Source organism: Kitasatospora sp. SC0581 (assembly GCF_048159585.1).
Classification (GTDB): Bacteria; Actinomycetota; Actinomycetes; order Streptomycetales; family Streptomycetaceae; genus Kitasatospora.
Genome location: NZ_JBLRWA010000003.1, coordinates 1 through 26,802, shown reverse-complemented (window position 1 = coordinate 26,802; position 26,802 = coordinate 1). Strand labels below are relative to the sequence as shown.

28 protein-coding genes are annotated in these 26,802 nt (G+C 71.5%); 18 read left to right on the top strand and 10 right to left on the bottom strand.

Going from position 1 to position 26,802, the window contains the following annotated elements; translation table 11 throughout:
- On the bottom strand, nt 1–426 hold the full coding sequence (locus tag ACLWS4_RS06335) for a hypothetical protein (RefSeq protein ID WP_049650040.1): 426 nt from the start codon (nt 424–426) through the stop codon (nt 1–3).
- 320 nt (nt 427–746) lie between these two features.
- On the opposite strand from ACLWS4_RS06335, the gene ACLWS4_RS06330 reads away from it, so the two are divergent.
- Nucleotides 747–1,616: a MurR/RpiR family transcriptional regulator gene (locus ACLWS4_RS06330; RefSeq protein WP_074003893.1), complete on the top strand. Its 870-nt coding sequence runs from the start codon at nt 747–749 to the stop codon at nt 1,614–1,616.
- Nucleotides 1,617–1,685: 69 nt separating this feature from the next.
- Nucleotides 1,686–2,009 (top strand): hypothetical protein, encoded by a 324-nt coding sequence (locus tag ACLWS4_RS06325; RefSeq protein ID WP_074003892.1) that lies wholly within the window; start codon nt 1,686–1,688, stop codon nt 2,007–2,009.
- A 1-nt stretch (nt 2,010) separates the two neighbouring features.
- On the opposite strand, the gene ACLWS4_RS06320 is transcribed toward ACLWS4_RS06325, so the two are convergent.
- Nucleotides 2,011–2,583, bottom strand: a complete 573-nt coding sequence (locus tag ACLWS4_RS06320; RefSeq protein WP_074003891.1) for a Uma2 family endonuclease — start codon at nt 2,581–2,583, stop codon at nt 2,011–2,013.
- Nucleotides 2,584–2,765: 182 nt separating this feature from the next.
- On the opposite strand from ACLWS4_RS06320, the gene hutU reads away from it, so the two are divergent.
- The 9 genes from hutU to ACLWS4_RS06275 all read left to right on the top strand — a co-directional run bounded on the left by hutU (nt 2,766) and on the right by ACLWS4_RS06275 (nt 11,780).
- The gene (gene hutU / locus ACLWS4_RS06315) at nt 2,766–4,436 is read left to right on the top strand and encodes a urocanate hydratase (RefSeq protein WP_049650036.1); all 1,671 of its coding nucleotides are present in this window, start codon (nt 2,766–2,768) and stop codon (nt 4,434–4,436) included.
- Nucleotides 4,437–4,456: 20 nt separating this feature from the next.
- Nucleotides 4,457–5,638 (top strand): allantoate amidohydrolase, encoded by a 1,182-nt coding sequence (locus ACLWS4_RS06310; RefSeq protein ID WP_416873749.1) that lies wholly within the window; start codon nt 4,457–4,459, stop codon nt 5,636–5,638.
- Nucleotides 5,629–6,996 (top strand): formimidoylglutamate deiminase, encoded by a 1,368-nt coding sequence (locus ACLWS4_RS06305; RefSeq protein ID WP_416873570.1) that lies wholly within the window; start codon nt 5,629–5,631, stop codon nt 6,994–6,996. Before ACLWS4_RS06310 ends, ACLWS4_RS06305 begins: the two co-directional genes overlap by 10 nt.
- Before the next feature lie 32 nt (nt 6,997–7,028).
- Complete coding sequence (gene hutI, locus ACLWS4_RS06300) at nt 7,029–8,204, top strand: imidazolonepropionase (RefSeq protein WP_416873569.1); 1,176 nt, start codon at nt 7,029–7,031, stop codon at nt 8,202–8,204.
- 345 nt (nt 8,205–8,549) lie between these two features.
- Nucleotides 8,550–8,747, top strand: a complete 198-nt coding sequence (locus tag ACLWS4_RS06295) for a hypothetical protein (protein WP_117488133.1) — start codon at nt 8,550–8,552, stop codon at nt 8,745–8,747.
- On the top strand, nt 8,731–9,255 hold the full coding sequence (locus ACLWS4_RS06290; protein ID WP_416873568.1) for a DUF6879 family protein: 525 nt from the start codon (nt 8,731–8,733) through the stop codon (nt 9,253–9,255). The genes ACLWS4_RS06295 and ACLWS4_RS06290 overlap by 17 nt, the downstream gene beginning before the upstream one ends.
- Nucleotides 9,246–10,085, top strand: coding sequence for a helix-turn-helix domain-containing protein (locus tag ACLWS4_RS06285; RefSeq protein ID WP_117488129.1), 840 nt, complete (start codon nt 9,246–9,248; stop codon nt 10,083–10,085). Before ACLWS4_RS06290 ends, ACLWS4_RS06285 begins: the two co-directional genes overlap by 10 nt.
- 211 nt (nt 10,086–10,296) lie before the next feature.
- Nucleotides 10,297–10,749: an NUDIX domain-containing protein gene (locus tag ACLWS4_RS06280; RefSeq protein ID WP_117488127.1), complete on the top strand. Its 453-nt coding sequence runs from the start codon at nt 10,297–10,299 to the stop codon at nt 10,747–10,749.
- Between the two features lie 77 nt (nt 10,750–10,826).
- Nucleotides 10,827–11,780: a hypothetical protein gene (locus tag ACLWS4_RS06275; protein WP_416873567.1), complete on the top strand. Its 954-nt coding sequence runs from the start codon at nt 10,827–10,829 to the stop codon at nt 11,778–11,780.
- A 302-nt stretch (nt 11,781–12,082) separates the two neighbouring features.
- Here the strand turns inward: ACLWS4_RS06275 and ACLWS4_RS06270 are convergent, their stop codons facing one another.
- Together ACLWS4_RS06270 and ACLWS4_RS06265 are read right to left on the bottom strand one after the other, a co-directional pair.
- On the bottom strand, nt 12,083–12,283 hold the full coding sequence (locus ACLWS4_RS06270) for a DUF397 domain-containing protein (protein ID WP_049650029.1): 201 nt from the start codon (nt 12,281–12,283) through the stop codon (nt 12,083–12,085).
- Nucleotides 12,276–13,136: a helix-turn-helix domain-containing protein gene (locus ACLWS4_RS06265; protein WP_416873566.1), complete on the bottom strand. Its 861-nt coding sequence runs from the start codon at nt 13,134–13,136 to the stop codon at nt 12,276–12,278. Before ACLWS4_RS06265 ends, ACLWS4_RS06270 begins: the two co-directional genes overlap by 8 nt.
- Before the next feature lie 293 nt (nt 13,137–13,429).
- On the opposite strand from ACLWS4_RS06265, the gene ACLWS4_RS06260 reads away from it, so the two are divergent.
- Both ACLWS4_RS06260 and ACLWS4_RS06255 read left to right on the top strand, forming a co-directional pair.
- Nucleotides 13,430–13,795, top strand: coding sequence for an ATP-binding protein (locus tag ACLWS4_RS06260; protein ID WP_416873565.1), 366 nt, complete (start codon nt 13,430–13,432; stop codon nt 13,793–13,795).
- A complete protein-coding gene (locus ACLWS4_RS06255; protein ID WP_416873564.1) occupies nt 13,792–14,046 on the top strand; it encodes a hypothetical protein in 255 nt (84 codons plus the stop codon). Before ACLWS4_RS06260 ends, ACLWS4_RS06255 begins: the two co-directional genes overlap by 4 nt.
- A 150-nt stretch (nt 14,047–14,196) precedes the next feature.
- Here the strand turns inward: ACLWS4_RS06255 and ACLWS4_RS06250 are convergent, their stop codons facing one another.
- The 3 genes from ACLWS4_RS06250 to ACLWS4_RS06240 form a co-directional block, all read right to left on the bottom strand.
- Nucleotides 14,197–14,712, bottom strand: coding sequence for a DUF6879 family protein (locus ACLWS4_RS06250; protein WP_416873563.1), 516 nt, complete (start codon nt 14,710–14,712; stop codon nt 14,197–14,199).
- A gap of 66 nt (nt 14,713–14,778) precedes the next feature.
- Entirely contained in the window at nt 14,779–16,806 is a 2,028-nt protein-coding gene (locus ACLWS4_RS06245; protein ID WP_416873562.1) for a prolyl oligopeptidase family serine peptidase, read from the bottom strand.
- A 109-nt stretch (nt 16,807–16,915) separates the two neighbouring features.
- Complete coding sequence (locus ACLWS4_RS06240; protein WP_074003878.1) at nt 16,916–18,439, bottom strand: peptide MFS transporter; 1,524 nt, start codon at nt 18,437–18,439, stop codon at nt 16,916–16,918.
- Nucleotides 18,440–18,769: 330 nt separating this feature from the next.
- Between ACLWS4_RS06240 and ACLWS4_RS06235 the strand changes: the two genes are divergently transcribed.
- Complete coding sequence (locus ACLWS4_RS06235) at nt 18,770–19,444, top strand: response regulator transcription factor (protein WP_030058577.1); 675 nt, start codon at nt 18,770–18,772, stop codon at nt 19,442–19,444.
- 58 nt (nt 19,445–19,502) lie between these two features.
- Complete coding sequence (locus ACLWS4_RS06230) at nt 19,503–20,747, top strand: ATP-binding protein (RefSeq protein WP_049650022.1); 1,245 nt, start codon at nt 19,503–19,505, stop codon at nt 20,745–20,747.
- A gap of 131 nt (nt 20,748–20,878) precedes the next feature.
- Here ACLWS4_RS06230 and ACLWS4_RS06225 read toward each other — a convergent pair whose 3' ends face one another.
- Nucleotides 20,879–21,439 carry a GtrA family protein gene (locus tag ACLWS4_RS06225; RefSeq protein WP_049650021.1) on the bottom strand — a complete coding sequence of 187 codons (561 nt, stop codon included), beginning with the start codon at nt 21,437–21,439 and terminating at the stop codon, nt 20,879–20,881.
- Nucleotides 21,440–21,698: 259 nt separating this feature from the next.
- Between ACLWS4_RS06225 and ACLWS4_RS06220 the strand changes: the two genes are divergently transcribed.
- From ACLWS4_RS06220 to ACLWS4_RS06210, 3 genes are read left to right on the top strand one after another with little or no spacing between them, the layout of a single operon-like run.
- Nucleotides 21,699–22,838 carry a 5-(carboxyamino)imidazole ribonucleotide synthase gene (locus tag ACLWS4_RS06220; RefSeq protein ID WP_049650020.1) on the top strand — a complete coding sequence of 380 codons (1,140 nt, stop codon included), beginning with the start codon at nt 21,699–21,701 and terminating at the stop codon, nt 22,836–22,838.
- Nucleotides 22,835–23,359: a 5-(carboxyamino)imidazole ribonucleotide mutase gene (gene purE / locus ACLWS4_RS06215; RefSeq protein WP_416873561.1), complete on the top strand. Its 525-nt coding sequence runs from the start codon at nt 22,835–22,837 to the stop codon at nt 23,357–23,359. The genes ACLWS4_RS06220 and purE overlap by 4 nt, the downstream gene beginning before the upstream one ends.
- 36 nt (nt 23,360–23,395) lie before the next feature.
- Entirely contained in the window at nt 23,396–24,610 is a 1,215-nt protein-coding gene (locus tag ACLWS4_RS06210; protein ID WP_117488111.1) for a dipeptidase, read from the top strand.
- Nucleotides 24,611–24,621: 11 nt separating this feature from the next.
- Here ACLWS4_RS06210 and ACLWS4_RS06205 read toward each other — a convergent pair whose 3' ends face one another.
- Both ACLWS4_RS06205 and ACLWS4_RS06200 read right to left on the bottom strand, forming a co-directional pair.
- The gene (locus ACLWS4_RS06205) at nt 24,622–25,035 is read right to left on the bottom strand and encodes a CoA-binding protein (protein ID WP_049650017.1); all 414 of its coding nucleotides are present in this window, start codon (nt 25,033–25,035) and stop codon (nt 24,622–24,624) included.
- Between the two features lie 42 nt (nt 25,036–25,077).
- A complete protein-coding gene (locus ACLWS4_RS06200) occupies nt 25,078–26,415 on the bottom strand; it encodes a UDP-glucose dehydrogenase family protein (RefSeq protein WP_416873560.1) in 1,338 nt (445 codons plus the stop codon).
- Nucleotides 26,416–26,802: the final 387 nt, after the last annotated feature.

Here is a 26,802-nt window from a genome sequence, read left to right as displayed (position 1 = left end):
TCAGTCCCAGTCGTCGCTCCGCGGCGAGCGCTCCCCGCGGCCCCCGCGGTTGCGCAGCTCGCCCAGGGCGGCGGCCAGGTTGACCCCGACGATGCCCGCCCAGCAGACCACCAGGCCGGCGAAGCCGCCGCTCTCCGGACTGCCCGCGATCGCCGTCAGCGGGACGCCGATGACCAGCGAGGTCACCGCGAGCCCGGTGTTGGAGCGCTTGCCGAAGCCCGAACGGCGGGGGTGGCCCCGATGCTCGGAGCGCGGCTCGTCGTCCAGCCGCTTGGCCACCGAGCGCTCGACCCGGGCGTCCAGACGGGCGTCGAGCCGCCTCATGAAGGAGTCGACGAGTTCGTCCTCGTACTCCTTGCCGAGCTCCTTGCGGGCCTGGAGGGTGGCGTCGAGGTCGCGCCGCAGTTCGTCCTGACGAGTGTCCATAGGACCAGAGTGGGGCCGCGGGGGCGTCCGGTCCATCCGTTCGCGGGAGGAATCCGGGCGGGCTCAGGGAGAAATCAGGGTTGCCCCGCCCCGGCCCGGGTTTGTCCGACCCCGGCCCGGGTTTGTCCGACCCCGGCTCAGGTTTGTCCGACCCCGGCCCGGGTTTGTCCGACCCCGGCCCACCCGGCCCGGACCACCGCCGGGCCGTCCGACCCGCGGGGCGTCCCACCGGACGTCCCGCCGTACGAGACGTCTTTGCCAGGCGCCGCCCGCTCCTGCACAGTCGTCGTCCGAACCGCACGCACCCGGAGGTACCGCTGATGACCGCCACCGACGAGGCCGGCAGCGTCGGCCCCTCCGCCCGGCTGCTCCAGCTCTTCGAGGGGCACCGGCTGACGCCGACCCAGCGCCGGATCGCCCACTCGCTGGTGCGGCACGCCACCGAGGCGCCGTTCCTGTCCAGCGTGGAGGTCGCCGAACTCGCGGGCGTCAGCCAGCCGTCCGTCACCCGCTTCGCGGTCGCGCTCGGCTACGACGGCTACCCGGCGCTGCGCAAACAGCTGCGCGAACTCGGCGGCGGCGAACCGGCCGCGCCGGAGACCCCGGACGACGCGGTGCGCAACGAGCACCAGCAGGCCGTCCTCGCCGAGATCGCCCACCTGCGCCACCTCGCCGAACTCCTCGCCGACCCGGAGCCGATCATCCGGGCCGCCCGGCTGCTCGCCGCCTCCCGCCCGCTGCCGGTGCTCGGCCTGCGGGCCGCCTCGGCGCAGGCGCGCGGCTTCGCCTACTTCGCGTCCAAGGTGCACCCGGACATCCGGCTGCTGGACGAGGGCGGCAGCATGCTCGCCGACCGGCTGGAGCAGGCCCGGGCGGCCGGTGCCAGCGCGCTGCTCTGCTTCGCCCTGCCGCGCTACCCGCGGGAGCTGATGGACGCGCTGACGGTGGCCCGCGAGTGCGGGCTGACGGTGCTCACCGTCGCCGACAGCGCCTTCGCGCCGGTCGCCAAGCTGTCCGACCTGATGCTGCCGGCCGCCGTCGGCACCGGGCTGGTCTTCGACACCGCGTGCGCGCCGATGATGCTCGGCCGGGTGCTGCTGCAGTCCATGTGCGACGAACTCCCGGGCGCGGAGGCCCGGTTGGAGGCGATCGAGCAGTCGGCGGCGGCGCGCGGACTCTTCCTGGAATAACCGCGGCCCGCGGCGGCGGGGGAGTAGCCGCCACGAACCCGGGCATCCCCCCTGCAGGGGGTGCCGCCCATGCGCGTGATCCACGAGATGAAGTTCGTCGCCCGCCTCTCCTCGGGTGCCGACGAATGGTCCTGCCCCACCTGCGGACGCCGCGTCACCCTGCGGCGCCTGCCCGAACCCGAACTGACCGTCCTCGACCCGGGCGACGAGTCCGCCGTCCACGTCGGCGTCATCGAACCCGACGCCCGCGCCGCCGCGGCCGCCGAGAAGTACGGCCTCGGCCCCGTCCAGAACATCCCCCGCCCGCCCTCCCCGCCCACCCCCGACGCCGACGACCGCCGCTGGCTCGCCGAGATCGGCATCGACTGGGACGGCGGCGACGCCGCGGCGTGACTCAGGCGCGCGGCGCGTACAGCGGAAGGCCGGAGGTGTCCAGCTCGGCGGGCAGCGGTGCGGGCAGCGGGACGGGCTCGCCGTACTTGCCGAGCAGGATGCCCTGGTACGCCCCGTCGCGGGGGTGGGTGTGGAGTGCCCAGGTGCCGTTGCGAGGGTCGAGTGCGAGCAGGGCCGGGGCGCCGGCGCTCGCGTACCAGTCCGTCTTGGTGGAGACGGCCTTCACACCCTCCGAGTTGGAGATCACCTCGACGACGAGGGCCGCCTCGTGGGGGTCGGCGAGCCACCGGTCGTCGTTCTCCCAGTCGACGGGGAGGACGATCAGGTCGGGCGTGGCGTAGTCCTCGTCGTTGCCCGGCATGTAGATGGACGACACCTCGTAGGCGCCCAGGTCGGCGGGCAGTCGGGGGTCCAGCTGGATGCGCAGCCGTCGGACGGTTCCCGCGTGCTTGCCGCGAGGGGTCGGGGACATCACCAGGGTTCCTCCGATGATCTGGACGCGAAGTCCCGTGCTCTCCTCGATCTCCTCCGCCGCATCCCGGAGTCTGCCGGGCCGCACGGTGATGGCCGTCATCGTGTCCTCCGCTCTCTGGTGCTGGGCCGAGTGGCTGGTGTCCGCCGGGTTCAGGCTAGCGCGCCAAGTGGGCCGGTGCCGGGGCTGATCGGATGCCTTCGGGGTCTGGTCGAAAGCCGACTGTTTAGTTATATTCAATCGAACATAGCTTGAATGAATCCATCCGCAGGGAGGCCGTGACTATGGTGCAGCAGCAGGCGAGCGGGCCGCGAGAGGTGCGCGCGGCGCGGGGGACGGGGCTGACGGCGCAGGGGTGGCAGCAGGAGGCCGCCCTGCGGATGCTGATGAACAACCTCGACCCGGAGGTGGCCGAGCACCCGTCGAAGCTGGTGGTGTACGGCGGGACGGGCAAGGCGGCGCGGGACTGGCGGTCCTTCGACGCCATGGTGCGGACGCTGGAGGGGCTGAAGCAGGACGAGACCATGCTCGTCCAGTCCGGCCGGCCGGTCGGCGTGATGCAGACCCACGAGTGGGCGCCGCGGGTGCTGATCGCCAACTCCAACCTGGTCGGCGACTGGGCCAACTGGGAGGAGTTCCGCCGGCTGGAGAGCCTCGGGCTCACCATGTACGGGCAGATGACCGCCGGCTCGTGGATCTACATCGGCACCCAGGGCATCCTCCAGGGCACCTACGAGACCTTCGCGGCCGTCGCCGGCAAGCGCTACAACGGCTCGCTGGAGGGCACCATCACCCTCACCGCCGGCCTCGGCGGGATGGGCGGCGCCCAGCCGCTGGCCGTCACCATGAACGGCGGCGTGGCGATCTGTATCGACTGCGACCCGTCCCGGATCGCCCGCCGGATCGAGCACCGCTACCTGGACGTCGAGGCCAAGGACCTCTCCCACGCGCTGGAGCTGGCCACCGCCGCCCGCGACAAGAAGCAGCCGCTCTCCATCGGCGTGCTGGGCAACGCCGCCGAGCTGGTCCCGCAGCTGCTCGCGATGGACGCGCCGATCGACATCGTCACCGACCAGACCAGCGCCCACGACCCGCTGGCCTACCTGCCGGTCGGCGTCGCCTTCGAGGACATGGCGGACTACGCCGCCGCCAAGCCCGCCGAGTTCACCCAGCGGGCCCGCGAGTCGATGGCCGCGCACGTCGAGGCGATGGTCGGCTTCCTGGACCGCGGCGCCGAGGTCTTCGACTACGGCAACTCGATCCGCGGCGAGGCCCAACTGGCCGGGTACGACCGCGCGTTCGCCTTCCCCGGCTTCGTCCCGGCGTACATCCGCCCGCTGTTCTGCGAGGGCAAGGGCCCGTTCCGCTGGGCGGCGCTGTCCGGGGACCCGCAGGACATCCACAAGACCGACAAGGCCGTCCTCGACCTCTTCCCGGAGAACGAGTCGCTGGCCCGCTGGATCAAGCTGGCCCAGGAGAAGGTGCACTTCCAGGGCCTGCCGGCGCGCATCTGCTGGCTCGGCTACGGCGAGCGCGACAAGGCCGGCGAGCGCTTCAACGACATGGTCGCCTCCGGTGAGTTGTCCGCCCCGATCGTCATCGGCCGCGACCACCTGGACTGCGGCTCGGTGGCCTCCCCGTACCGGGAGACCGAGGCGATGCTGGACGGCTCCGACGCGATCGCCGACTGGCCGCTGCTCAACGCCATGGTCAACGTCGCCTCGGGCGCCTCGTGGGTCTCCATCCACCACGGCGGCGGCGTCGGCATCGGCCGCTCGATCCACGCCGGCCAGGTCACCGTTGCCGACGGCACCGCGCTGGCCGGGGAGAAGATCCGCCGGGTGCTCACCAACGACCCGGGCATGGGCGTCATCCGGCACGTGGACGCCGGCTACGACCGGGCCACCGAGGTCGCCGCCGAGCGCGGTGTCCGCGTCCCGATGGGCGAGCTGTGACGGTCCCGTCGTTCGAAGAGATGTGGGCGGAGCTGCTCCCCGTGGGCCGCTCCGCCGCCTCCGGCGGCTACCGCCGCTTCGCCTGGAACTCCGCCGACGCCGAGTGCCGCGCCTGGTTCGAGCAGCAGGCCCGCAGTCGCGGCCTGGCGTACGAGCTGGACCGCAACGGCAACCAGTGGGCCTGGCTGGGCGATCCGACCGCCGGCGGCGCGGTCGTCACCGGCTCGCACCTGGACTCCGTCCCGGACGGCGGCGCCTTCGACGGCCCGCTCGGCGTGGTCTCCTCCTTCGCCGCGCTGGACGAACTGCGCTCCCGCGGCGCGGAGTTCACCAGGCCCCTGGCGATCGTCAACTTCGGCGACGAGGAGGGCGCCCGGTTCGGCGTGGCCTGCATCGGCTCCCGGCTGACCGCCGGGGTGCTCTCCCCGGAGCAGGCGTACGGGCTGCGCGACGCCGACGGCGTCCGGCTGCCCGACGCGATGGAGAAGGCCGGCTACGACCCCACCGCGATCGGCGCGGACGAGGACCGGCTGGCCCGGATCGGCGCCTTCGTCGAGCTGCACGTCGAGCAGGGCCGCTGCCTCGCCGAGGGGCAGCCGGTCGGTGTGGCCGGGGCGATCTGGCCGCACGGCCGCTGGCGGTTCGACTTCCACGGCGAGGCCAACCACGCCGGCACCACCCGGATCGAGGACCGCCGCGACCCGATGCTGACCTACGCCAACACCGTGCTGGCGGCCCGCAAGAAGGCGAAGCAGGCGGGCGCGCGGGCCACCTTCGGCAAGGTCGCGGTCGAGCCCAACGGCACCAACGCGATCGCCTCGCTGGTGCGCGGCTGGCTGGACTCCCGGGCGGCCGACGAGCGCACCCTCACCGAGCTGGTCGAGGCGATCGAGCGGGCCGCCGCCGAGCGCGGCGAGCGCGACGGCGTCCGGGTCGAGCTGACCCGCGAGTCCTACACCCCGGTGGTGGACTTCGACGGGCCGCTGCGCGACCGGCTGGCCAAGCTGCTGGACGCCCCGGTGCTGCCCACCGGCGCGGGACACGACGCCGGCATCCTGGCTTCGGCGATCCCGACCGCCATGCTGTTCGTGCGCAACCCCACCGGCGTCTCCCACTCCCCGGCCGAGCACGCCGAGCAGGCCGACTGCCTGGCCGGGGTCGCCGCCCTCGCCGACGTACTGGAGGACCTGGCGTGTCAGTGACCCCGTCGAGCCCCGTGGCGTACTGGGCCCAGTACGCCTGGCTGCCGCACGACAACGGGCCGGTGGTCGAGCGGGACGTGCTGATCACCACCGGCCCCGGCGGGACGATCGCCGCCGTCGTCCCGGACAGCGGCCCCTGCCCACCCGGCGCCGTCCGGCTGGAGGGGCTGCTGCTGCCCGGCCAGGCGAACGCCCACTCGCACGCCTTCCACCGGGCGCTGCGCGGGCACGTCCAGGTCGGCTCCGGCACCTTCTGGACCTGGCGCGACACCATGTACCGGTTCGCCGGCGCGCTGGACCCGGACCGCTACCTGGCGCTCGCCACCGCCGTCTACGCCGAGATGGCGCTGGCCGGCGTCACCGCCGTCGGCGAGTTCCACTACCTGCACCACGCGCCCGGCGGCGCCCGCTACGCCGACCCGAACGCGATGGGCGAGGCGCTGATCGAGGCCGCCGCCCGGGCCGGCATCCGGATCACCCTGCTGGACACCTGCTACCTGTCCTCCGGCTTCGGCGCCGAGCCGACCCACCCGCAGCTGCGGTTCAGCGACGGCGACGCCGAGGCCTGGGCCGCCCGGGCGGACGCGCTCAAGCCGCGCGAGCACGCCCGGATCGGTGCCGCCATCCACTCGGTGCGGGCCGTCCCGGCCGAGCAGCTGGACACCGTCGCGCACTGGTCGGCGGTGCGTGGGGCGCCGCTGCACGTCCACCTGTCCGAGCAGACCGCCGAGAACGACGCCTGCCTGGCCGCGCACGGCGTCACCCCGACCCGGCTGCTCGCCGACCACGGCGCGCTCGGCCCGCGCACCTCGGCCGTGCACGCCACCCACCTGACCGACGAGGACGTCAGGCTCCTCACCGACTCCTCCACCACGGTCTGCATGTGCCCCACCACCGAGCGGGACCTCGCGGACGGCATCGGCCCGGCCCGCCGGCTCGCCTCGGCGGGCTCCCCGATCACCCTGGGCAGCGACAGCCACGCGGTGATCGACCCGTTCGAGGAGGCCCGCGCGCTGGAGCTGGACGAGCGGCTGCGGACGCGGACGCGCGGCCACTGGACGGCGAACGCGCTGCTGCGGGCCGGCACCGAGGACGGGCACGCCTCGCTCGGCTGGCCGGAGGCCGGACGGATCGAGGCCGGGGCGCTCGCCGACTTCACGGTGATCGCGCTGGACACCGTCCGTACGGCGGGCCCGCCGCCCCGGCTGGGCGCCGAGATCGCTGTCTTCGCGGCCTCGGCGGCGGACGTGCGGCACCTGGTGGTCGGCGGCCGGCACGTCGTCCGGGACGGCGTACACCTGCTGGTGGACGACGTGCCGGGTGCGCTGCGCTCCGCGATCCGCGCACTGGACTACTGACCCCCGTTCAACCCCCTTCGGAAGGCGTTGTCTTGAGCACCACGACCACCCTGATCACGGGCATCGGCAGCCTGGTCACCAACGACCCCGGGCAGGGCGCCGGGCCGCTCGGCCTGCTCACCGACGCGGCCGTGGTGGTCGACGGCGGCACCGTCGCCTGGGTCGGCCCGGCCGCGCAGGCCCCGGCGGCGGACGAGCGCTTCGACGCCGGGGGCCGGGCGCTGCTGCCCGGCTTCGTCGACTCGCACGCCCACCTGGTGTTCGCGGGGGACCGTACGGCCGAGTTCAACGCCCGGATGTCCGGGCAGGCGTACTCGGCGGGCGGCATCCGGACCACGGTGGCGGCCACGCGGGCCGCTTCGGATGCCGAACTGGAGGCCAACCTGGCCCGGTTCGTCCGGGAAGCGGTGCGGCAGGGCACCACCACCATCGAGTGCAAGTCCGGCTACGGGCTGACGGTCGAGGACGAGGCCCGGGCGCTGCGGATCGCCGCCGGGTACACCCCGGAGACGACGTACCTGGGCGCGCACGTGGTGGCGCCGGAGTACGCCGAGGACCCGGCGGGGTACGTGGAGCTGGTGACCGGCGAGATGCTGGACGCCTGTGCCCCGCACGCCCGTTGGGTGGACGTGTTCTGCGAGAAGGGCGCCTTCGACGGGGACCAGGCGCGGGCCGTCCTGACGGCGGGGATCGAGAAGGGCCTCACGCCGCGCGTGCACGCCAACCAGCTCACGTACGGGCCGGGCGTGCAGCTGGCGGTGGAGCTGGGGGCCGCCTCGGCGGACCACTGCACCCACCTGACGGACGAGGACGTGGCGGCGCTGGCGGGGTCGGCGACGGTCGCGACGCTGCTGCCGGGGGCGGAGTTCTCCACCCGGGCCGAGTACCCGAGCGGGCGCCGGCTGCTGGACGCGGGCGCGGTGGTGGCGCTGTCCACCGACTGCAACCCCGGTTCCAGCTTCACCAGTTCGATGGCGTTCTGTATTGCCGTGGCGGTGCGCGAGATGGGCATGACCCCGGACGAGGCGGTCTGGGCGGCCACCGCGGGCGGCGCCCGCGCCCTCCGGCGCAGTGACGTGGGGGTGATCGCCCCCGGTGCCCGCGCGGACCTGCTCCTGCTGGACGCCCCCTCGCACGTCCACCTGGCCTACCGCCCGGGCGTGCCGCTGACGGCCGCGGTCTGGCGCGCGGGCGTCCGCGAGGTCTGAGCGGTGGGTTCGCGTCGCCCCGTCGAGCAGCTGCTCGACGGGGCGACGTGCTGTTCAGGGGGTGACGGTGCGGTGGTCGAACTCGCCGGCCTTGGCGGGGGCCTCACGGACTTCGCGGTCCGAACGGGCGATCACGTGGCGGGGGCCGGTACACGTGCCGACGTGTCCGTCCGCGGTCGCCAGGGCGGGCGGGTCCTCGGCCGGGGCACGGCAGCGCTTCCGAGCGGGGCCGTGATCATTAGTCCAGGACGGGAATACTGCCCGAACCGTGTGGACAGGACGCGCGGCCAGTCCATAGCGTCTCGCCCAGGCGGTCCAATCCGGGCCGAGCTGAAGGGGGTTGGCATGGCTCACCAGCGGCTCACGGGTGTCGGCGTCGGAGACTGCAAGGAAGGAGACTGCCCGAACGTCTACCGCACCGACCGGGGCACCCTCGTCTTCCAGGGGGACCAGTACGCGGAGCTGGCGGTGCCGGTACACGAAGGCGCCGTGGAGCTGCCCGAGCATGTTGTGAAGGAGGCCATTCGTGTTCTTGGATGGTGAGGACTGGCAGAGGCTTCTGCACGGTTTCTCGCGGTCGGCGTTCCGGCTTGAGACCCTGCCCGCTTACAAGGTCGCGGGGGAGGCGGAAGAGATCGAGGAGTTCCTGAACGGGTACCGGATCGACCCCGGTACCTACACGTCCGGCTGGACTGACAAGCTCAGGGCCCATACCGCGGCCGGTCGTACGGTTCAGCGCGTACACATCGTCACCCGGCCGCTGAGCGACTACCTGCGGTACGAGTTTATGTACTACGCGCCGCATGCCAGGGCCGGTGAGGACATCTACATTCTCGACCTGACCGACAGGCCGAACCCGGGCCTTCCGGCTCAGGACTTCTGGGCATTCGACGATTCGACCGTGGTCCTGATGAACTACGAGCTCGACGGAACGCAGATCAACCGCGTGCTTGTCGAGGACGACGTCGAGAAGTACCGGGAATGGCGGCGGATCGCTGTGGCCGAGTCGGTGCCCTTCGTGGACTATGTGGAAGAGCACGGGTGGCAATAGACCCGGAAGAGCTGGGGCACAGTAGAAGTGACCTGGCAAAGGCATTGAGGGAACTACGGGTTCAAGCCGGTCTCGCAGGAGACCGGCTTGCTCGGCGTTGCGGCATGACGCAGTCGAAGATCAGCAAGATCGAAACAGGCAGGACCGTGCCGTCCCTGGTGGACGTGGAGCTGATCCTGCGGGCCCTCGAAGTGCCGGCCGAGTTGGCGCGACAGGTGTTCGACCTGGCCCGTGTGGCGAATACCGAGTGGCAGGACATCCGCGCTCTGAGGAAGAAGGGCCTGGAGAGGAAGCAAGCCGAGCTCGCGGCGCTCGACCAGTCCTCCAGCGAGATCCGCTACTTCCTGATCTCGATGCTCAACACGCTGCTCGCCTCGCCCGAGTACGTGCGAGCGAGCCTCGCCCATGTGCCGGGAGACACCAGCAGGGCCGCCATGAAGAAACTGGAGCGCCAGACCGTCCTGTACGACGAGTCGAAGGCCTTCACCTTCGTACTCACCGAGCAGGCTGCCCGGTGGGCGCTCCTGCCGCCTCGGGCCATGGTCATGCAGATCGAACGACTCGTCTCCGTTTCCAGGCTCCCGAACGTCCGGCTCGGCGTGATTCCACTCGGGAAGCACATCCCGGAGAGCCCGCTGAACACCTTCACGGTGTACGACAGCAGCCTTGCCACGGTCGAGACGGAGACCGGAATCATCACGCTCCGGGACCGGCGGGACATCAAGGCGTACCGGGACGCGTTCGCCATGTACGAAGGTTATGCACTGTTCGGTGAGGAAGCCCGAGAGAAGCTGGCTGAGTGGTCGGCCCTCTTCCTCGGCGGTCTTTAGTCGCGCACGGGAATAATCGCCTTCCTCCCCTTTCGGTCCCCTTACTGTGGACTCCTCGCCTTGCGGCTGCTCTCCCGTGCGGTACCAGCGTCTCCGCTGACATCATCCCGATCGGTCTGATAATCGCGGATTTGGTGTCGGCGGTGCCGGTTGCGGGATCGTGGGCCCGCGCGAGCGGCGCGCGGGACCCCGTCAACGAAAGGGCGAACCCATGAAGAAGATCGCTGCGAAGCTCTGGCGGATCATCCGCGGCCCGATGCAGTGGCGCGTGCTGTGGCTGTGGCACTCGAAGTTCATGGTCGGGGTGACGGGCATCGTCCGCGACCAGGACGGCCGTGTGCTGCTGCTGAAGCACCGGATGTGGCCGGAGGGCCGGCAGTGGGGTCTGCCGACCGGCTACGCCGACAAGGGCGAGAGCTTCGAGGACACGATCGTGCGTGAGGTCCGGGAGGAAACCGGACTCACGGTGAAGGTGTGCGAGCTGGCGCACCTGAAGAGCGGCTACAAACTGCGTGTCGAAGTCGCCTACGAGGCCCTGTACGTCACTGGGCAGGTCAGGGCGGCTTCGTTCGAGATCCTGGAGGCTCGATGGTTCTCGCCGGACGAACTCCCCGGGGGAGTGCAGGAATCACATCGGCGACTGATCAGTCGTCGGCCGTACTGACCCTTGGTCGATCACTCACCCCCTCCTGCCTGGCGCCGAACGAGCACCTGTCCGGAGACCCCGCCGAGCGGGCCGAGTTGGCTCACCTGCTGGCCGCGCGACGGGCGACGGCAGCGCTCGACCGGGCCCATCCGCACATCACGTTCTCACTGTTGCACTGGGTGGTCGACACATCGTCCGACGAGTCGGCCCGCGAAGTCTTTCGACAGGGTGCTGCCCTTCTGGCCGACCGCTACGGGGAATTGGGGCTGAGTCGACTGCTGCCGACTGACCGGGTGTGGGTGGGGGTGCGCTCGACCCGGCCCGACGCGTTCGGCGGCTTCCACCATCCGAACCAGGGGTACCGGCATGTGCAACTGGCGTCCGTGGTCACGAGGTACGGGCGGCTGAACGATCCCCGACCGGCGGCACCGGAACTGGTGGCGCTCGACCTCCTCCGTAGCTACGCGCACGACTGCCTGCACTGGGGGTCGTTCCGGGAGTACCGGCTCCAAGGCGAGCAAGTGATCCGGAGCCGTTACGGCATCAACCGCCGCGACCAGCACGGCCGGACGTACTCGTCCCAGGACAGGAGCGATGCTTCGTCGACGCGGAATCTCGGCATCGTGATGGAGGGGGCCACGGATCGGGAGGCCCGGATGATCTCCGCTGCGGTGGCCGACCGTCTCGGCCTGGCCGAACGCATCGCGGCGGCCGATCGCCTGGCGTTCCGCGACACCACGGGACGGCTGGAGCCGAGCGATTTCGACCACGCAGAGCCTGGTGTTGCCACCCGCTTCCACCTGGCCATGGCCGGATATGAGCACGGCGTCGGCGCTCGCTACCAGCGCTTCCTCGCCGACATGGGCGGCCCGGAGGCGGACACGCTGCATGCGCTGATCATCGCGGCGGTGATCAGCGGCAATCTGTTCGGCCTTTCGAGCTGGCTCGATCAGCGGCACGGCCCCGAGGCTTTCCGTCGCACCTTCCGCTCGTCTGCCTACTCGGGTCCTGACCCCGATGAATGGACGACCACGGCACGTCGTGCCTGATCCTTCGTGCTCAGCAGTCTCGTGCCCTGACTCTTCGAGCCGGCCGGCAAGTACGACCGGCGGGTCCGCTGGGGTGGGCCCGCCCACAACCGGACCGAACCGTTCGCCTCGCGCAGGAGGTCGGGTGGGCCGATTTCCTGCGCGTTCAGGTACTGCAAGCGACCATCACTTCGACTACGAGAACAGCCGCGCTGGACACGCCGTCGCACGTCCACCTGGCCTACCGGCCGGGCGTTCGGGAGGTCTGAACGGTGGGTTCGCGTCGCCCCGTCGGGCACCGGCTCGACGGGGCGACGTGCTGCTCAGGGGGTGGCGGTGAGGTGGTCGAACTCGCCGGCCTTGGCGCCCTGGAGGAACGTGGCGAACTTGAGGGACGTGGTGCGGACGATGACGTCTCCCTCATCGGACTCCCGGAGCTCAACTACCCCGTCGGCAGCCCGGACCTCAACGCATGCGTTGCTGGAGCCGGAGTAACTGGACTTCTGCCATGCGGGGCTACTCATGATTGCCCTCTATCTCCTTCTTGATGGATCGGATGAAGTCGCGCGAGTCATCTTCGGAGAGGGCTACGGACGCCATTCGATCGAGGATCTCGCGGTAGCTTGCAAGGTCGGAGGGTGCATCGAAGAGCGGACACCCGAAGCTGATGTCGATCTGCACTGTGTCCAACTCGGGCACCGGACCGGCGATATAGACGAAGTTCTCGCTGGGGCCGGGCAGCGATTCGATCTTAAACGGCACGACCCGAACTGAGATGCCAGGGCTCTCGGAACGGTCAATGAGGGCGCCGAGTTGCTCGGCAAGTGCCTCTGGCCCGCTGAACTGCATCCGCAGTGAGGCTTCATGGATGAACGCAGTGTAGGGCGTAGCGTCGTTGCGGATGATCTGCTGCCTCCGCAGGCGGAAGGCGAGGCGGAGATCGACATCAGCCTGCGGCAATGGCGGGATCGCACGGGCGAACACCGAAGCGGCGTAGGCGGGAGTTTGAAGCAGTCCGGGCAGGAAGGTGATCGAGTAGGTGGCGATCCGCCGGGCATGGGCCTCGATCGCCGCCACATCGAGCAGGTCGCTGGTCAGACTCGGGCTGTACTCCTCCCACCAGCCAGTTTCTCGCTCCCGGGTCATGTCAGCGAGCGCGGCGATCAGGGGCTCGTTGCCACACGCGCAGGCCGCCGCGATCTCACGCAGACGTTCCTCGCTGACAGCCGACTTCCCATTCTCCATCTGACTCACCAAGGCAGCAGTCACCCCAAGCAGACGGGCAAGGTGGCTGCCGCCGAAGCCGGCTTGCTCTCTCATCCTCCGCAGTTCGGCGCCGAGGCGCCGCTGACGGAGGGTGGGGACTCGAAGGGCCATGGCGTCCTCTCAACAGGTGCAGAGGCCAGTGTGCCGCGCCGGTTGCCGGTGGATCCATCCGGGCTCGGCGAAGCGCGTCCCCCGATGGGAGGACACTTCTCTCGTTCGAATTTAATTAAAGAGCGGATGCGCTATCGTCGTTCACAGCTTGATCCGACGGATCGTCAGTAAGGCCTGCATCCAAGGCAGTAGGCGCCTGCTGCCCGCACGCCGAAGAGCAACCGCCGCCCCGGCCTGGCTCACGGCGACGACCGTCATCCCCCTCCCCACGCCACAGCCTCACGGAGGTTCCCGTGTGCACCCGTAACACCCCCTCGCTCACCCTCTCCCGCCAGGCCCTGCGGGACGCGATGACCCGTAGCGGCGGCTGGGACGCCGACAGCATCTTCAACGCCGAACTCGCCCTGATGGAGCTCGTCGTCAACGCCTGGCGGCACGGCGACACCCCCGCGCCCGTCGTCTGGTTCTCCGTCCTCGGCCGCACCCTCCGGGTCACCGTCTCCGACGAGAGCGACGCCCTCCCCCGGCGGCGAACCCCCGCCGACTCCGCCGAGTCCGGCCGGGGCCTCCAACTCGTGGAGGGCCTCACCCACCGCTGGGGCGTCGACCCGCAGAAGCGCGGCAAGGCCATCTGGTACGAGCTGGACTGCCGCGCGTGACCGGCTACCCCGTCCTGCCGGAGGACCCCCGGATGCGTGACTACACCAAACCCCACCTCATGGCCCTCCTGGGCGAGTTGCACAGGCGCGGCCTGCCGCACGGGCTCCTCTGGGGGTCCGCCTCGCCGGGTGAGACCACCATCGACGGACGCATCCTGATCGACTTCGGGAACGCTCCGGTGAGCACTTTGCTCAACCTCCTCCGCCTGCTCCGGGACCTGGACGATGACGACGAGGGAGGGCAGCCGTGAGGTTCTTCATCGGCGCAGGCCTCCTCGCCCTCGGCGTCCTCGCGACCCTCAGGATGCCCTGCCCCGAGGCGCGCGACGAGCAGTACTGAAACACGCGAAGGCCCTCGCCCACCCAGGGCGAGGGCCTCGCGGGCATGGAGCCGGTCTTCGTCAGATCTCGTACAGATGGTGCGGGAGCGCTCGCTCCCAGACTGCTTCGAACGCGGTGGTGCACAGCTTTACGGTGTCCGGGTCTGTTGTGATCTCGTCCTCGACCACGGCGCCGTCCCCGGAGAAGTGGTGCACTCGAAGCAGCGCACTGTCGAACAGCCAGAAGTCGTTCCCGGGCAGGGGGATGCTCGTGGCCTGCCGCCGTGGCAGCCAGCGGACCTGCTCGCCGGCCGTGACGTTGGCGTGGGTGACGTAGTGCTCCCACCGGATGTACTCGGACACGGGCTCGGAGACCACCCGGGCTCGGCGAATGACCACGCCCCGCGCCACGGCGTCCGTGATCAACTGGTCATAGGGATGCCACCAGGACGCCTGGTCCTCCCAGTTGATCCGCTCACCGCGCTGCCAGGCCTCGAACCGATCCGTCGGGGCGTACGAGTCCCGCAGCTCCAGATGGACGGCGGACCGCCGGCACTGCTCAAGCAGCTCAGCGAAGCCGGGCACGCTCGACGGCATCACATGCCTCCCTGATCATGGGCACCGGCCCGTTCGCTGGGCAGGCGTTCGGTGGCGCGGTGCTGATCACTTCATTCCCAACGAGCGGCGCAGGAAGTGCAGTTCGTGGTGCAGCAGGTTTTCCACCACCGCCTCGTCGGTGGGCCGGTGGCCGGTGGCGCGTAGGGGGAGGACCTCGTGCGGGCGGCCGGCGGCGAGGAGGGCGGCGGAGAGCCGCAGGGTGTGGGCGGGGTAGACGTTGTCGTCGGCGAGGCCCTGGATCAGCAGCAGCGGGCGGCGCAGCTTCGGCGCCTCGGCGATCAGCGAGCCGCTGTCGTAGTGCTCGGGGTGCTCGTCGGGGTGGCCGAGGAAGCGCTCCTGCCAGTGGGTGTCGTAGAACCGCCAGTCGGTGGGGGCGGCTCCGGCGGAGGCGGCGTGGAAGACGTCCGGGCGCCTCAATACGGCGAGGGCGGCGAGGTAGCCGCCGTAGGACCAGCCGCGGATGCCGACCCGGTCGAGGTCGAGCAGCCCGGGCCGCAGCCGGGCGGCCGCCCGCAGGCCCTCGACCTGGTCCGCCAGCGGGAGCGTCGCCTTGTCGCCGTACACGGCCTTCTCCCAGCGCGGCCCGCGGCCGGGGGTGCCCCGGCCGTCCACCACGAGCACCGCGAAGCCCTGGTCGGCGAACCACTGGGAGACCTGGTCCCACCAGAGGCCGCCGGTGGTGGCCTTCTGCGTCGCGGGCCCGCCGTACGGGTCGAGCAGGACGGGCAGCGGGCCGTCCCCGGGGCGGTGGCCGGCGGGGAGGAAGAGCGTGGCGCGCAGGGCGTGTGGGCCGAGCCTGAGCAGCTCGGGCGCGGCAGTGACGACGGGCGGCTCGGCGTACGAGGTGAGCGGGCGGGGTGCCGAGCCCTCCCGCAGAGCGGTTGTGAAGCCGCCGGGGTGTCCCGGGGTGCGGGTGGTGAGCACCAGCGTGCCGCCGCGCCGCACGCCGGTGTGCAGCCCGGGGCCGTCGCTCAGCCGACGGATGCCGCCGTCCGGTCCGTACGTCCAGAGGTGGGTCTCGGTGGGCTCCTCGGAGGCGGTGAACAGCACCTGCTCGCCCTCCGTGCCGAGCACCGCGCGCAGCTGGAGCCCGGGCGGGGTGACCGGTTCGCCGTCGACGGTCAGGTGCCGGGTGTCGCCGAGGTCGGCGGTGTCCACCAGGGCGCCGCCCGCGGTGCGGGCGGGCAGGCCGGGCAGCAGCTCGACCCAGTGGGCGTCCCGGCGCTCGGCGAGCGGCCGGGTGGTGCCGTCCGGCTCGACGGCCACCACAAGGACGGTGCGCTGGTCGCGGCTCTGCACGGCGGCGTACGGGCCGTGGCCGTCCCAGCCGGCGGCGGTCAGGTACTCGAAGGCGGCGCGGTCCCAGCGGACCTCGGTGTCGCTGCCGTCGAGGCCGAGCAGCCGCAGCGAGACCTCGGCGTTGGCGGTGCCGGCGAGCGGGTAGCGGACGGCGCGCGGCGGGCGGTGCGGGTCGGCGGGGTCGGCCGGGAAGAGCCGGGCGAGCGGGCGGTCGTCGACCCGGGCGACCAGCAGTGCGGTGCCGTCGGGGGACCACCAGTGGCCGCGGTCGCGGTGCATCTCCTCGGCGGCGACGTACTCGGCGAGCCCGTAGGAGACGTCCTCGGCCTCGGGTTCGGCGAGCGGGCGGTCGTCGGTGCCGTCGACGCCGACCACCCGCAGGGCGCCGCCGCGGACGTAGGCGATCCGGCGGCCGGTCGGGTCGAGCCTGGGGTCCTGCGGCGGGCCGGGGACGGGGACGGCGCGGACGGTGCCGGCGGCGGTGTCGGCCAGCCACAGGGCGCCGTCCAGGGCGAAGGCGGCGAGCGTGCCGGTGGCGTCGGTGCTGTACGCGGCGATGCCCTCGTCGGCGCCCAGCGCGGCCGGGTCGGCGAGCAGCCGTTCCTGGCCGGTGGCGGTGTCCAGGGCCCAGAGGCAGGCGAGCGGGTCGGTGCCGGAGCGGCCGCGCAGGAAGAGCACGGTGGCGCCGTCCGCCGAGGGCTCGGGCCGGGTGGGGACGCCCAGGGTGAAGCGCCGGGTGCGGGCCAGCTGGCGGGGTAAGGAGGGGGTCGTCATGCCGGGCACCATAGGCACGGCCGACGGGCTCCTGTCGAGCGGGAAAAGCACTCGGGGCCGCCGCGGATCCTGGAATCCACGGCGGCCCCGGAGCGGGCGGGGACGGGCGTCAGTGCACGTCGCCCATGAGGGCCTGGACCTTCTTGCGGTAGGTGAAGATAGCGAACCCGGCGAGGGCCGCGAGCGACGCCTGCATCGCGATGATCCCGGTGCCGTTGAGGCTGACGCCGGCCAGCGAGAGCAGGCTGGTGGTGCAGTCACCGGCGGTGACGGCGAGGAACCAGACGCCCATCATCTGGGAGGCGTACTTGCGCGGCGCCATCTTGGTGGTGACCGAGAGGCCGACCGGGGAGAGGCAGAGCTCACCGATGGTCTGGATCAGGTAGATCGAGACGAGCCAGAGCGGGGAGACCAGGGTGCCGTTGTCCGCCATGGTCATCGGGATGATGAAGACGAAGAACGAGACGCCGACCAGGAGCAGGCCGATCGAGAACTTCACGATGGTGTTCGGCTCCTTGTCCCGGCGGGACAGCCAGAGCCACAGCCAGGCGAAGACCGGCGCGAACGCCATCACGAACAGCGGGTTCAGCGACTGGTACCAGGTGGCCGAGAAGCCGAGGCCGAACAGGGAGTCCGCGGTCTTCTTGTCCGCGAACAGGGAGAGCGTCGACCCGCCCTGGTCGTAGATCATCCAGAAGATCGCGGCCGCGGCGAAGAACCAGATGTACGCGGACATCTTGGACTGTTCGTCGGAGGTCAGGTCCTTGTCGCGCTTGATCCGGGTCAGCACGGTGATCGGGATCAGCAGACCGGCGATGGTCAGCGGGACGAGGGCCCAGTTCAGCGTGTAGACGCCCAGGCCGGCCACGACGCCGTAGAAGGCGGCGACGCCGAGCACCGTCAGGCCGGCCTTCTTCAGCAGGCGCTTGCGCTCCTCGGGCAGCAGCGGGTTGGGGACCTCGCTGCTCACCGGGTTCAGGTGGCGGCTGCCGAGCAGGAACTGGGTCAGGCCGAGGGCCATGCCGATCGCGGCCAGACCGAAGCCCAGGTGCCAGTTGTACTCCTTGCCGATCGTCCCGATGACGAACGGGGCGACGAAGGCACCGAGGTTGATGCTCATGTAGAAGACGGTGAACCCACCGTCGCGGCGCGGGTCCTCGGGGCCGTTGTAGAGCTGGCCGACCATCGTGGAGATGTTGGCCTTCAGCAGCCCGGAACCGAGCGCGACCAGGAGCAGGCCGAGGAAGAACGCCGCCTGGCCCGGGACGGCCAGCGCGATGTGGCCGGACATGATCACGAACCCGGCGATGGCGACGGTCTTGCGGGCGCCCCAGACCCGGTCGCCGAACCAGCCGCCCGGGTAGGCCATGAGGTAGACCATCGAGACGTAGACGGAGTAGATCGCCGTCGCCGTCGTCGCCTTCATGGCGAGGCCGCCGCCCTGGCTGCCGACGGCGGCGTCGGCGCCACCGGAGACCAGGTAGTAGATGAGCAGGGCGCGCATGCCGTAGTAGGAGAAGCGCTCCCACATCTCGGTCATGAACAGCGTGGCGAGACCTCGGGGATGCCCGAGGAAGGTCTTGCCGCTGGGAGATGCCGACGTCGCGTCGGTGTCCAGGGTCTTAGACGCCATGAGTAGTGGTTCCTTGCCTGACAGCGTCCGCGTAGGGGGGTGGGCGGCGGACGTGGACCAAACCACTCTACGTGGCGACATTTGGCTCTATCAGATGACAAAAGTCTTGAATCAGGTATGTGAATGGCAAAGTTGGCGACAAATCTGCCCGATCTATCGATGGTAGATGGGCGTGTCTTCCTTCGGTTTCAAGATCCAACAGGCGATTCTTCACCGAAGGGCCGGTCTGTTGCGCCCTGTTGAGCCCGATTGCGGCCTTGTATAACGATCACGCTCTGTGAACTACCTCACAGGGCGTACGGGGATACCCCGGCGGACTACCATCACCACATGACCTGTGTGCTGCTCGCCGAGGACGATCCGGCGATCTCCGAACCGCTCGCCCGGGCCCTGCGACGCGAGGGCTATGAGGTGCTCGTCCGCGAGGACGGTCCGACCGCACTCGCCGCCGGCCTCACCGAGGAGGTCGACCTCGTCGTCCTGGACCTCGGCCTGCCCGAGATGGACGGCCTGGAGGTCTGCCGCCGCCTGCGTGCCGACGGCAAGAGCTGCCCCGTCCTGGTGCTCACCGCCCGCGCGGACGAGGTGGACACCGTGGTCGGCCTGGACGCCGGTGCCGACGACTACGTCACCAAGCCCTTCCGCCTGGCCGAACTGCTCGCCCGCGTCCGGGCCCTGCTCCGGCGCGGCAACGTCGACCAGCTCACCACCGGCGCGCACGGGGTGAAGATCGACATCGAGTCCCACCGCGCCTGGCTCGGCGACGAGGAGCTCACCCTCTCCGCCAAGGAGTTCGAGCTGCTGCGCGTCCTGGTCCGGGACGCCGGCCGGGTGGTCACCCGCGAGGAGATCATGCGGCAGGTCTGGGACACCACGTGGTGGACCTCCACCAAGACCCTGGACATGCACATCTCCTGGCTCCGCAAGAAGCTCGGCGACGACGCGGCCAACCCGCGCTACATCGCCACCGTGCGCGGCGTGGGGTTCCGGTTCGAGAAGAATTGACCCTGACGGAGACCGGGCCCTCGGCCCGCGGCGGCGGAACACCCCGGGGAGCGGCAGCGTGAAGCGCAGGATGATCAACTCGCTGCTGGGCGTCGTCCTGGTGGTCGTCGTGGTGTTCTGCGTGCCGCTCGCCCTGGTCGAGAAGCGGACCATCGTCAACTCGGCCCAGGACCGGGTGGACGCCGCCGCCGTCCGGGTGCTCGCCCTGGTCGAGAGCCGGCTCGCCGCGGGCGAGCCGGTCACCGGGCGGGCCTTCGAGAGCCAGGTCACCGAGGGCAGCTACGTCGAGGTGCAGGTGCCCGGCCAGCCGGTGGTCTCCGCCGGCGAGCGCCCGGCCGGGAACCACCTGCTGAAGGCCGTCGAGCGGGGCAACAGCGGCGAGACCGTCACCGTCGAGCAGTCCCGCGAGGACGTCGACCACGAGATCGCCAACAACCTGTTGCTGCTCGGCGTGGTCGCCCTGCTGGCCGTCCAGGCCGCGGTGGCGCTCGCCGTCTGGCAGGCCAAGCGGCTCGCCCGGCCGCTCACCGACCTCGCCGAGACCGCCGAGCGGCTCGGCTCCGGCGACCCGCGCCCGCGCGACCGCCGCTACGGGGTGCCCGAGCTCGACCGGGTCGCCGAGGTGCTGGACACCAGTGCCGAGCGGATCGCCCGGATGCTCACCGCCGAGCGCCGGCTCGCCGCCGACGCCTCGCACCAGCTGCGCACCCCGCTCACCGCGCTCTCCATGCGGCTGGAGGAGATCACCGCCCTCGCCGAGGAGCCGGAGACGGTCAAGGAGGAGGCGACCATCGCCCTCCAGCAGGTCGAGCGGCTCACCGACGTGGTCCAGCGGCTGCTCACCACCCAGCGCGACCCGCGCAGCCCCACCGCCGTCGCCTTCGACCTGGACGAGGTGATCAAGCAGCAGGTGGAGGAGTGGGGCCCGACGCTGCGGGAGCAGGGCCGGGTGCTCTCCCTGGAGGGGCTGCACGGGGTCACCGCGGTCGGCACCCCGGGGACGGTCGCCCAGGTGCTGGCCACCCTGATCGAGAACTCGCTGATGCACGGCGCCGGGACGATCACCCTGCGGATCCGGCCCTCCGGCACCTCGGTGGTGGTCGAGGTCCAGGACCAGGGCGCCGGTGTGCCGCCGGACCTCGGCAACCGGGTGTTCGAGCGCGCGGTCAGCGGGCGCAACTCCACCGGCATCGGGTTGGCCGTCGCCCGCGACCTCGCGGAGGCGGACGGCGGGCGGCTCGAACTGCTCTCGCTGAAGCCGGCGGTGTTCGCGCTCTTCCTCGGGCGCAGCCACCAGGACTGAGGGCCTGAGGCCGGCCGGGACACGGCAGGATCCGGCAGGGGTATACGGCCGGGGATGCGGCGAGCCCCGGCGGCCGGGTTCGGCGCGCCGGGGCTGCGCGGGGTACGAGGGCGGTGCGAGGACCGCGGGGCCTACTCGGCCTTGGCGAGCCGGATCCGCTCGGTGGCCAGCATCAGCTCGGCCTGCGCGGCCAGCTCCTGGCCGGCGGCGGCGCCCACCGACTGCTGGGCGGGCAGCTCGACGGTCTCCGGCACGGCCTTGAACACCCAGGTGCGGTACGAGACGAAGCGGAACACGGTGGCCACGGCGAGGCCGATCACCTTGGCGCCGATCTGCTCGTAGTGCGAGCGCAGGTCGAGCACGTACACCGAGAAGCCGAGGACGCCGGTCTCGATCAGCATGCCGATGCCGCTGTAGACCAGGAAGAGCGTGATCTCCCGCTTGCGGGAGGCGGCGTCGCGGTCCCGGTAGAGCCAGTAGCGGTAGCCCAGGTAGTTGGTCGCGATCGCGATCACCGTCGCGACGATGTTCGACCGCACCGAGGCCAGGCCCATGCCGTTGAGGCAGACCCAGAACACGGCGAAGTTGACCACCACGCCGCTCAGGCCGACGATGCCGAACTTCACCACTTCGCCCTTGAGCCCACGCAGCTTCTGCGCGAGTGAGGGTTCCGAAGCCGCGTTCGTCGCCATACCGGAGTGCCTCCATGTGCCTGCTGGTCGAAAGGGCCGGTCGCGGTCGCGCGGCCGCCCCTTGAGCCCTGCGTGCACGCACATGATCGGACCGCGCAGACCAGGACCTAGCCGTCCAGGCTACCCGCTTCCATCGAACGGCTCAGCCCCCAGGGCGCCAGGTTGACATCTACGCGCGTCCGCTCCAGTGGCCCCACCTGCGGCTCCACCGCCCCCGACCGGCCCGGATATCCTGGGCCGCGTGACTTCCCCGGGCAATGTGAATTTTCCAGTGGTGGGCATGATCGGTGGCGGGCAGCTGGCCCGCATGGCACACCAGGCGGGCATCCCGCTCGGGGTCAGGTTCAAACTCCTCGCCGACACGCCCCAGGACTCCGCCGCACAGGTGGTCTCCGACGTCGTCCTCGGTGACTACCGCGACCTCGACACCCTGCGCGCCTTCGCCGCCGGCTGCGACGTGATCACCTTCGACCACGAGCACGTCCCCACCGAGCACCTGCGGGCCCTGGAGGCCGACGGCATCGCCGTCCGCCCCGGCCCGGAGGCGCTGGTCAACGCCCAGGACAAGGGCGTGATGCGGGCCAAGCTGGACTCCATCGACGTGCCCTGCCCCCGGCACCGGCTCGTCGCCGACCCGGCCGACGTGACCGCCTTCGCGAACGAGGGCACCGGCTACCCGGTCGTCCTGAAGACCGTCCGCGGCGGCTACGACGGCAAGGGCGTCTGGGTCGTCGACGACGAGGAGCAGGCGCACGCCCCGTTCCTGGCCGGCGTCGCGGTGCTGGCCGAGGAGAAGGTCGACTTCGTCCGCGAGCTGGCCGCCAACGTCGTCCGCTCGCCCAGCGGCCAGGCCGTCGCCTACCCGGTGGTGGAGAGCGTCCAGGAGAACGGCGTCTGCGCCGAGGTCACCGCCCCCGCGCCGGACCTCGACCCGGCCCTGTCCGACGAGGCCCAGCAGCTCGCCCTGCGGATCGCCGGGGACCTCGGCATCGTCGGCCACCTCGCCGTCGAGCTGTTCCAGACCCGCGACGGCCGCATCCTCGTCAACGAGCTGGCCATGCGCCCGCACAACTCCGGGCACTGGACCCAGGACGGCGCCGTCACCTCGCAGTTCGAGAACCACCTGCGGGCCGTCCTCGACCTCCCGCTGGGCGACCCCCGCCCGCGCGCCAGGTGGACCGTCATGGTCAACGTCCTCGGCGGCGACTACCCGGACATGTACCACCCCTTCCTGCACTGCATGGCCCGCGACCCCGGGCTGCGGATCCACATGTACGGGAAGGACGTGAAGCCCGGCCGCAAGGTCGGCCACGTCAACGTCTTCGGGGACGACCTCGAAGACGTCCGCGAGCGCGCCCGCCACGCGGCCGCCTACCTGCGAGGAACGATCACCGAATGACCACCCCCCTCATCGGCATCGTGATGGGCTCGGACTCCGACTGGCCGGTCATGGAGGCCGCCGCCCAGGCCCTGGACGAGTTCGAGGTCCCGTACGAGGTGGACGTCGTCTCCGCCCACCGGATGCCCCGCGAGATGGTCGCGTACGGCGAGCAGGCCCACGGGCGCGGCCTGAAGGCGATCATCGCGGGCGCCGGCGGCGCGGCCCACCTGCCGGGCATGCTCGCCTCCGTCACCCCGCTGCCCGTCATCGGCGTGCCGGTGCCGCTGCGGTACCTGGACGGCATGGACAGCCTGCTGTCGATCGTCCAGATGCCGGCCGGCGTGCCGGTCGCGACCGTCTCGGTGGCCGGCGCGCGCAACGCCGGCCTGCTCGCGGTGCGGATGCTCGCCGCCTTCGACCCCGAGCTCACCGAGAAGATGACCGACTTCCAGGCCGAACTGAACAACCAGGCCACCGAGAAGGGCCGGAAGCTGCGCGCCAAGGTGGCCGGTTCCGCGTCCTTCGGCTTCGGCAAGTAGTTCGGCCACCCGCGGGCGTGGGGTAGAACAGCACGCATGACCGCTGACCTGGACTCCCCCACCCCGCTGGACCGCGCCCGCGCCCTGCTGCGCACCGCCCCCGTGGTGGACGGCCACAACGACCTCCCCTGGGCGATGCGCGAGCAGGCCGGGTACGACCTCGGCGCGCTCGACCTCGCCGCCGACCAGAGCGACCGGCTGCACACCGACCTCGCCCGCCTCGCGGAGGGCGGCGTCGGCGCCCAGTTCTGGTCCGTCTACGTCCCCTCCTCGCTGGCCGGCGACCACGCCGTGAGCGCCACCCTGGAGCAGATCGACTTCGTCCACGCCCTGGTGGAGCGCTACCCGGACCGGCTGCGCCTGGCCCGTACCGCCGCCGACATGGAGGCCGCCCGCGCCGAGGGCCGGATCGCCTCCCTGATGGGCGCCGAGGGCGGCCACTCCATCGACTGCTCGCTGGCCACCCTGCGCGCCCTGTACGAGCTGGGCGTCCGGTACCTGACGCTCACCCACAACGACAACGTGCCGTGGGCGGACTCCGCGACCGACAAGCCGGCGGCCGGCGGGCTGACCCGGTTCGGCGAGGAGGTCGTCCGGGAGATGAACCGGCTCGGCATGCTGGTCGACCTCTCGCACGTCTCCGCCGACACCATGCGCGACGCCCTGCGGGTGACCGAGGCGCCGGTGGTCTTCTCCCACTCCTCCTCGCGCGCGGTCTGCGACCACCCGCGCAACATCCCGGACGACGTGCTCGCCCAGCTGCCCGCCAACGGCGGCGTGGCGATGGCGACCTTCGTGCCGAAGTTCATCCTGCCCGCCGCCATCGAGTGGACCGTCGCCGCGGACGGGAACATGCGCGCCCACGGCTTCCACCCGCTGGACACCACCCCGCCGGCCATGGAGCGCCAGCGCGCCTTCGAGGCCGCCAACCCGCGCCCGATCGCCACCCCGGCCACCGTCGCCGACCACCTCGACCACATGCGCGAGGTGGCCGGCATCGACCACATCGGCATCGGCGGCGACTTCGACGGCACCGCCTTCCTGCCGGACGGCCTGGACTCGGTGGCCGGCTACCCCAACCTGGTCGCCGAACTCCTCGGCCGCCACTGGTCGGAGGCCGACCTGGCCAAGCTCACCTGGCACAACGCCGTCCGCGTCCTGCGCGACGCCGAGTCGGCGGCCGCCGGGCTGCGGGCGGGCCGCCGCCCGTCCATCGCCACCATCGCGCAGCTGGACGGCCCCTCGGCCTAGACGGACAGGCCCTAACCGAGGCGCGGGATCTCGATGGCCGGGCACCTGTCCATCACCATGGCCAGCCCGGCCTCCCGGGTCCGCCCGTAGGCGGCCTCGTCCACCACGCCCAGCTGGAACCAGACCGCCTTCGCCCCGGCGGCGACCGCCTGGTCGGCCACCTCCCCGGCCAGCGCGCTGTTCACGAACACGTCCACCACGTCGACCGGGAACGGGATCTCGGCGAGCGAGGCGTAGCCCCGCTCGCCGAGGACCGTCTCGGCCTTCGGGTGCACGGGCACGATCCGCTTGCCGTACTCCTGGAGCACCCGGGCCACCCCGTACGCGGCCCGGGCGGTGTTGGTGGACAGGCCCACCACCGCCCAGGTGTCACCGGTGCGGGTGAGGATCTCGCGGACCGCCGCGTCGTCGCCGTAGCTCGTCATGCCGGTGGGAACGCCGGGCGGCGGTGCGGGATTCCTGCCCGGTCAGCTCGGGCGGCCCAGGGCGCGGTAGGTCCAGCCGGCGGCGCGCCAGGCCTCGGCGTCCAGGACGTTGCGGCCGTCGAGGAGGCGGCGTTCGGCGACCACGGCGCCGAGGACGGCCGGGTCCAGCTCGCGGAACTCGGACCACTCGGTGAGGTGGAGGACGACGTGGGCGCCCTCGGCTGCCTCCAGGGCGGAATGGGCGTAGGCGAGGGAGGGGAACATCTTGCGGGCGTTGTCCACGGCCTTGGGGTCGTAGACGGTGACCTGGGCGCCCTGGAGCTGGATCTGGGCGGCCACGTTGAGGGCGGGGGAGTCCCGGATGTCGTCCGAATTGGGCTTGAAGGCGGCGCCGAGGACGGCGACCCGGCGGCCCAGGAAGCCGCCGCCGCACTGCTCGCGGGCCAGCTCGACCATCCGGGAGCGGCGCCGCATGTTGATCGAGTCGACCTCGCGCAGGAAGGTCAGCGCCTGGTCGGCGCCGAGTTCGCCGGCCCGGGCCATGAACGCGCGGATGTCCTTGGGCAGGCAGCCGCCGCCGAAGCCGAGGCCGGAGTTGAGGAACTTGCCGCCGATCCGCTCGTCGTAGGCGAGCGCCTTGCTGAGCTGGGTGACGTCCGCGCCGGCCGCCTCGCAGACCTCGGCCATCGCGTTGATGAAGGAGATCTTGGTGGCCAGGAAGGAGTTGGCGGCCGCCTTGACCAGTTCGGCGGTCGCGTAGTCGGTGACCATGAACGGCACCCCGGCCGCGATCGGCTCCGCGTACACCTCGCGCAGCAGCCGCTCGGCCCGCTCGCTGTGGGCGCCGACCACGATCCGGTCCGGCCGCAGGGTGTCCTGCACGGCGAAGCCCTCGCGCAGGAACTCCGGGTTCCAGGCGAGTTCGGCGCCCTCGCCGACCGGCGCCAGCGCGGCCAGCCGCTCGGCCAGCCGGGCCGCCGAGCCGACCGGGACGGTCGACTTGCCGACCACCAGGGCGGGGCGGGTCAGGTGCGGCGCGAGCTCGTCCAGCGCGGTGTCGACGTACGACATGTCGGCGGCGAACTCGCCCTTGCGCTGCGGGGTGTTGACGCAGATGAAGTGCACGTCGCCGAACTCGGCGGCCTCCCGGGCGGAGGTGGTGAAGCGCAGCCGTCCGGTCGAACCCTCGTGCCCTGCCACGTGCTTGAGCAGCAGTTCGGACAGCCCGGGCTCGTACATCGGGACCCGCCCTGCGGTCAGCATGGCGATCTTGTCCGGGTCGATGTCCAGGCCCAGCACCTCGAAGCCGAACTCGGCCATCGCGGCGGCGTGCGTGGCGCCGAGGTAGCCGGTGCCGATCACGGAGATGCGGAGGGTCACGGGTTCTCCTTGGATGCGGACGCGACCAGTACGGATGCCCTGATGCTATCCGCCCGCCGGGGGCGCCCCGGGATCACCTGCACGCCGGAGGGGCCGTCCCGCCGGTCGCCCCCGGGGCGCGGACATGAACGACCGGGCGGCCGCTGGACGCTAGGCAGCCGCAGGTCGGCGCCCTAGGATCTCTACTGAACGGTAGTTAACCGCGGATTCGACTCGCACCGGGCGTCGATCGGACCTCGATCGGGCCTCGCCCGGGCGTCGGTCACTGAACGACGAGGCAGGCATCATGGCGGGCAGCGCAGGGGCGGCTGACTTCGATCTCTTCCGGATCTCCGAGGAGCACGGGATGCTCCGTGAGGCGGTGCGTTCGCTGGCCGAGGCGAAGAT

Bases quoted from the DNA above. Each gene is read 5' to 3' on its own strand.
- ACLWS4_RS06335 (WP_049650040.1), bottom strand. From the start codon at position 426: ATGGACACTCGTCAGGACGAACTGCGGCGCGACCTCGACGCCACCCTC.
- ACLWS4_RS06330 (WP_074003893.1), top strand. From the start codon at position 747: ATGACCGCCACCGACGAGGCCGGCAGCGTCGGCCCCTCCGCCCGGCTG.
- ACLWS4_RS06325 (WP_074003892.1), top strand. From the start codon at position 1,686: ATGCGCGTGATCCACGAGATGAAGTTCGTCGCCCGCCTCTCCTCGGGT.
- ACLWS4_RS06320 (WP_074003891.1), bottom strand. From the start codon at position 2,583: ATGACGGCCATCACCGTGCGGCCCGGCAGACTCCGGGATGCGGCGGAG.
- hutU (WP_049650036.1), top strand. From the start codon at position 2,766: ATGGTGCAGCAGCAGGCGAGCGGGCCGCGAGAGGTGCGCGCGGCGCGG.
- ACLWS4_RS06310 (WP_416873749.1), top strand. From the start codon at position 4,457: ATGTGGGCGGAGCTGCTCCCCGTGGGCCGCTCCGCCGCCTCCGGCGGC.
- ACLWS4_RS06295 (WP_117488133.1), top strand. From the start codon at position 8,550: ATGGCTCACCAGCGGCTCACGGGTGTCGGCGTCGGAGACTGCAAGGAA.
- ACLWS4_RS06280 (WP_117488127.1), top strand. From the start codon at position 10,297: ATGAAGAAGATCGCTGCGAAGCTCTGGCGGATCATCCGCGGCCCGATG.
- ACLWS4_RS06270 (WP_049650029.1), bottom strand. From the start codon at position 12,283: ATGAGTAGCCCCGCATGGCAGAAGTCCAGTTACTCCGGCTCCAGCAAC.
- ACLWS4_RS06265 (WP_416873566.1), bottom strand. From the start codon at position 13,136: ATGGCCCTTCGAGTCCCCACCCTCCGTCAGCGGCGCCTCGGCGCCGAA.
- ACLWS4_RS06250 (WP_416873563.1), bottom strand. From the start codon at position 14,712: ATGCCGTCGAGCGTGCCCGGCTTCGCTGAGCTGCTTGAGCAGTGCCGG.
- ACLWS4_RS06245 (WP_416873562.1), bottom strand. From the start codon at position 16,806: ATGACGACCCCCTCCTTACCCCGCCAGCTGGCCCGCACCCGGCGCTTC.
- ACLWS4_RS06240 (WP_074003878.1), bottom strand. From the start codon at position 18,439: ATGGCGTCTAAGACCCTGGACACCGACGCGACGTCGGCATCTCCCAGC.
- ACLWS4_RS06235 (WP_030058577.1), top strand. From the start codon at position 18,770: ATGACCTGTGTGCTGCTCGCCGAGGACGATCCGGCGATCTCCGAACCG.
- ACLWS4_RS06225 (WP_049650021.1), bottom strand. From the start codon at position 21,439: ATGGCGACGAACGCGGCTTCGGAACCCTCACTCGCGCAGAAGCTGCGT.
- purE (WP_416873561.1), top strand. From the start codon at position 22,835: ATGACCACCCCCCTCATCGGCATCGTGATGGGCTCGGACTCCGACTGG.
- ACLWS4_RS06210 (WP_117488111.1), top strand. From the start codon at position 23,396: ATGACCGCTGACCTGGACTCCCCCACCCCGCTGGACCGCGCCCGCGCC.
- ACLWS4_RS06205 (WP_049650017.1), bottom strand. From the start codon at position 25,035: ATGACGAGCTACGGCGACGACGCGGCGGTCCGCGAGATCCTCACCCGC.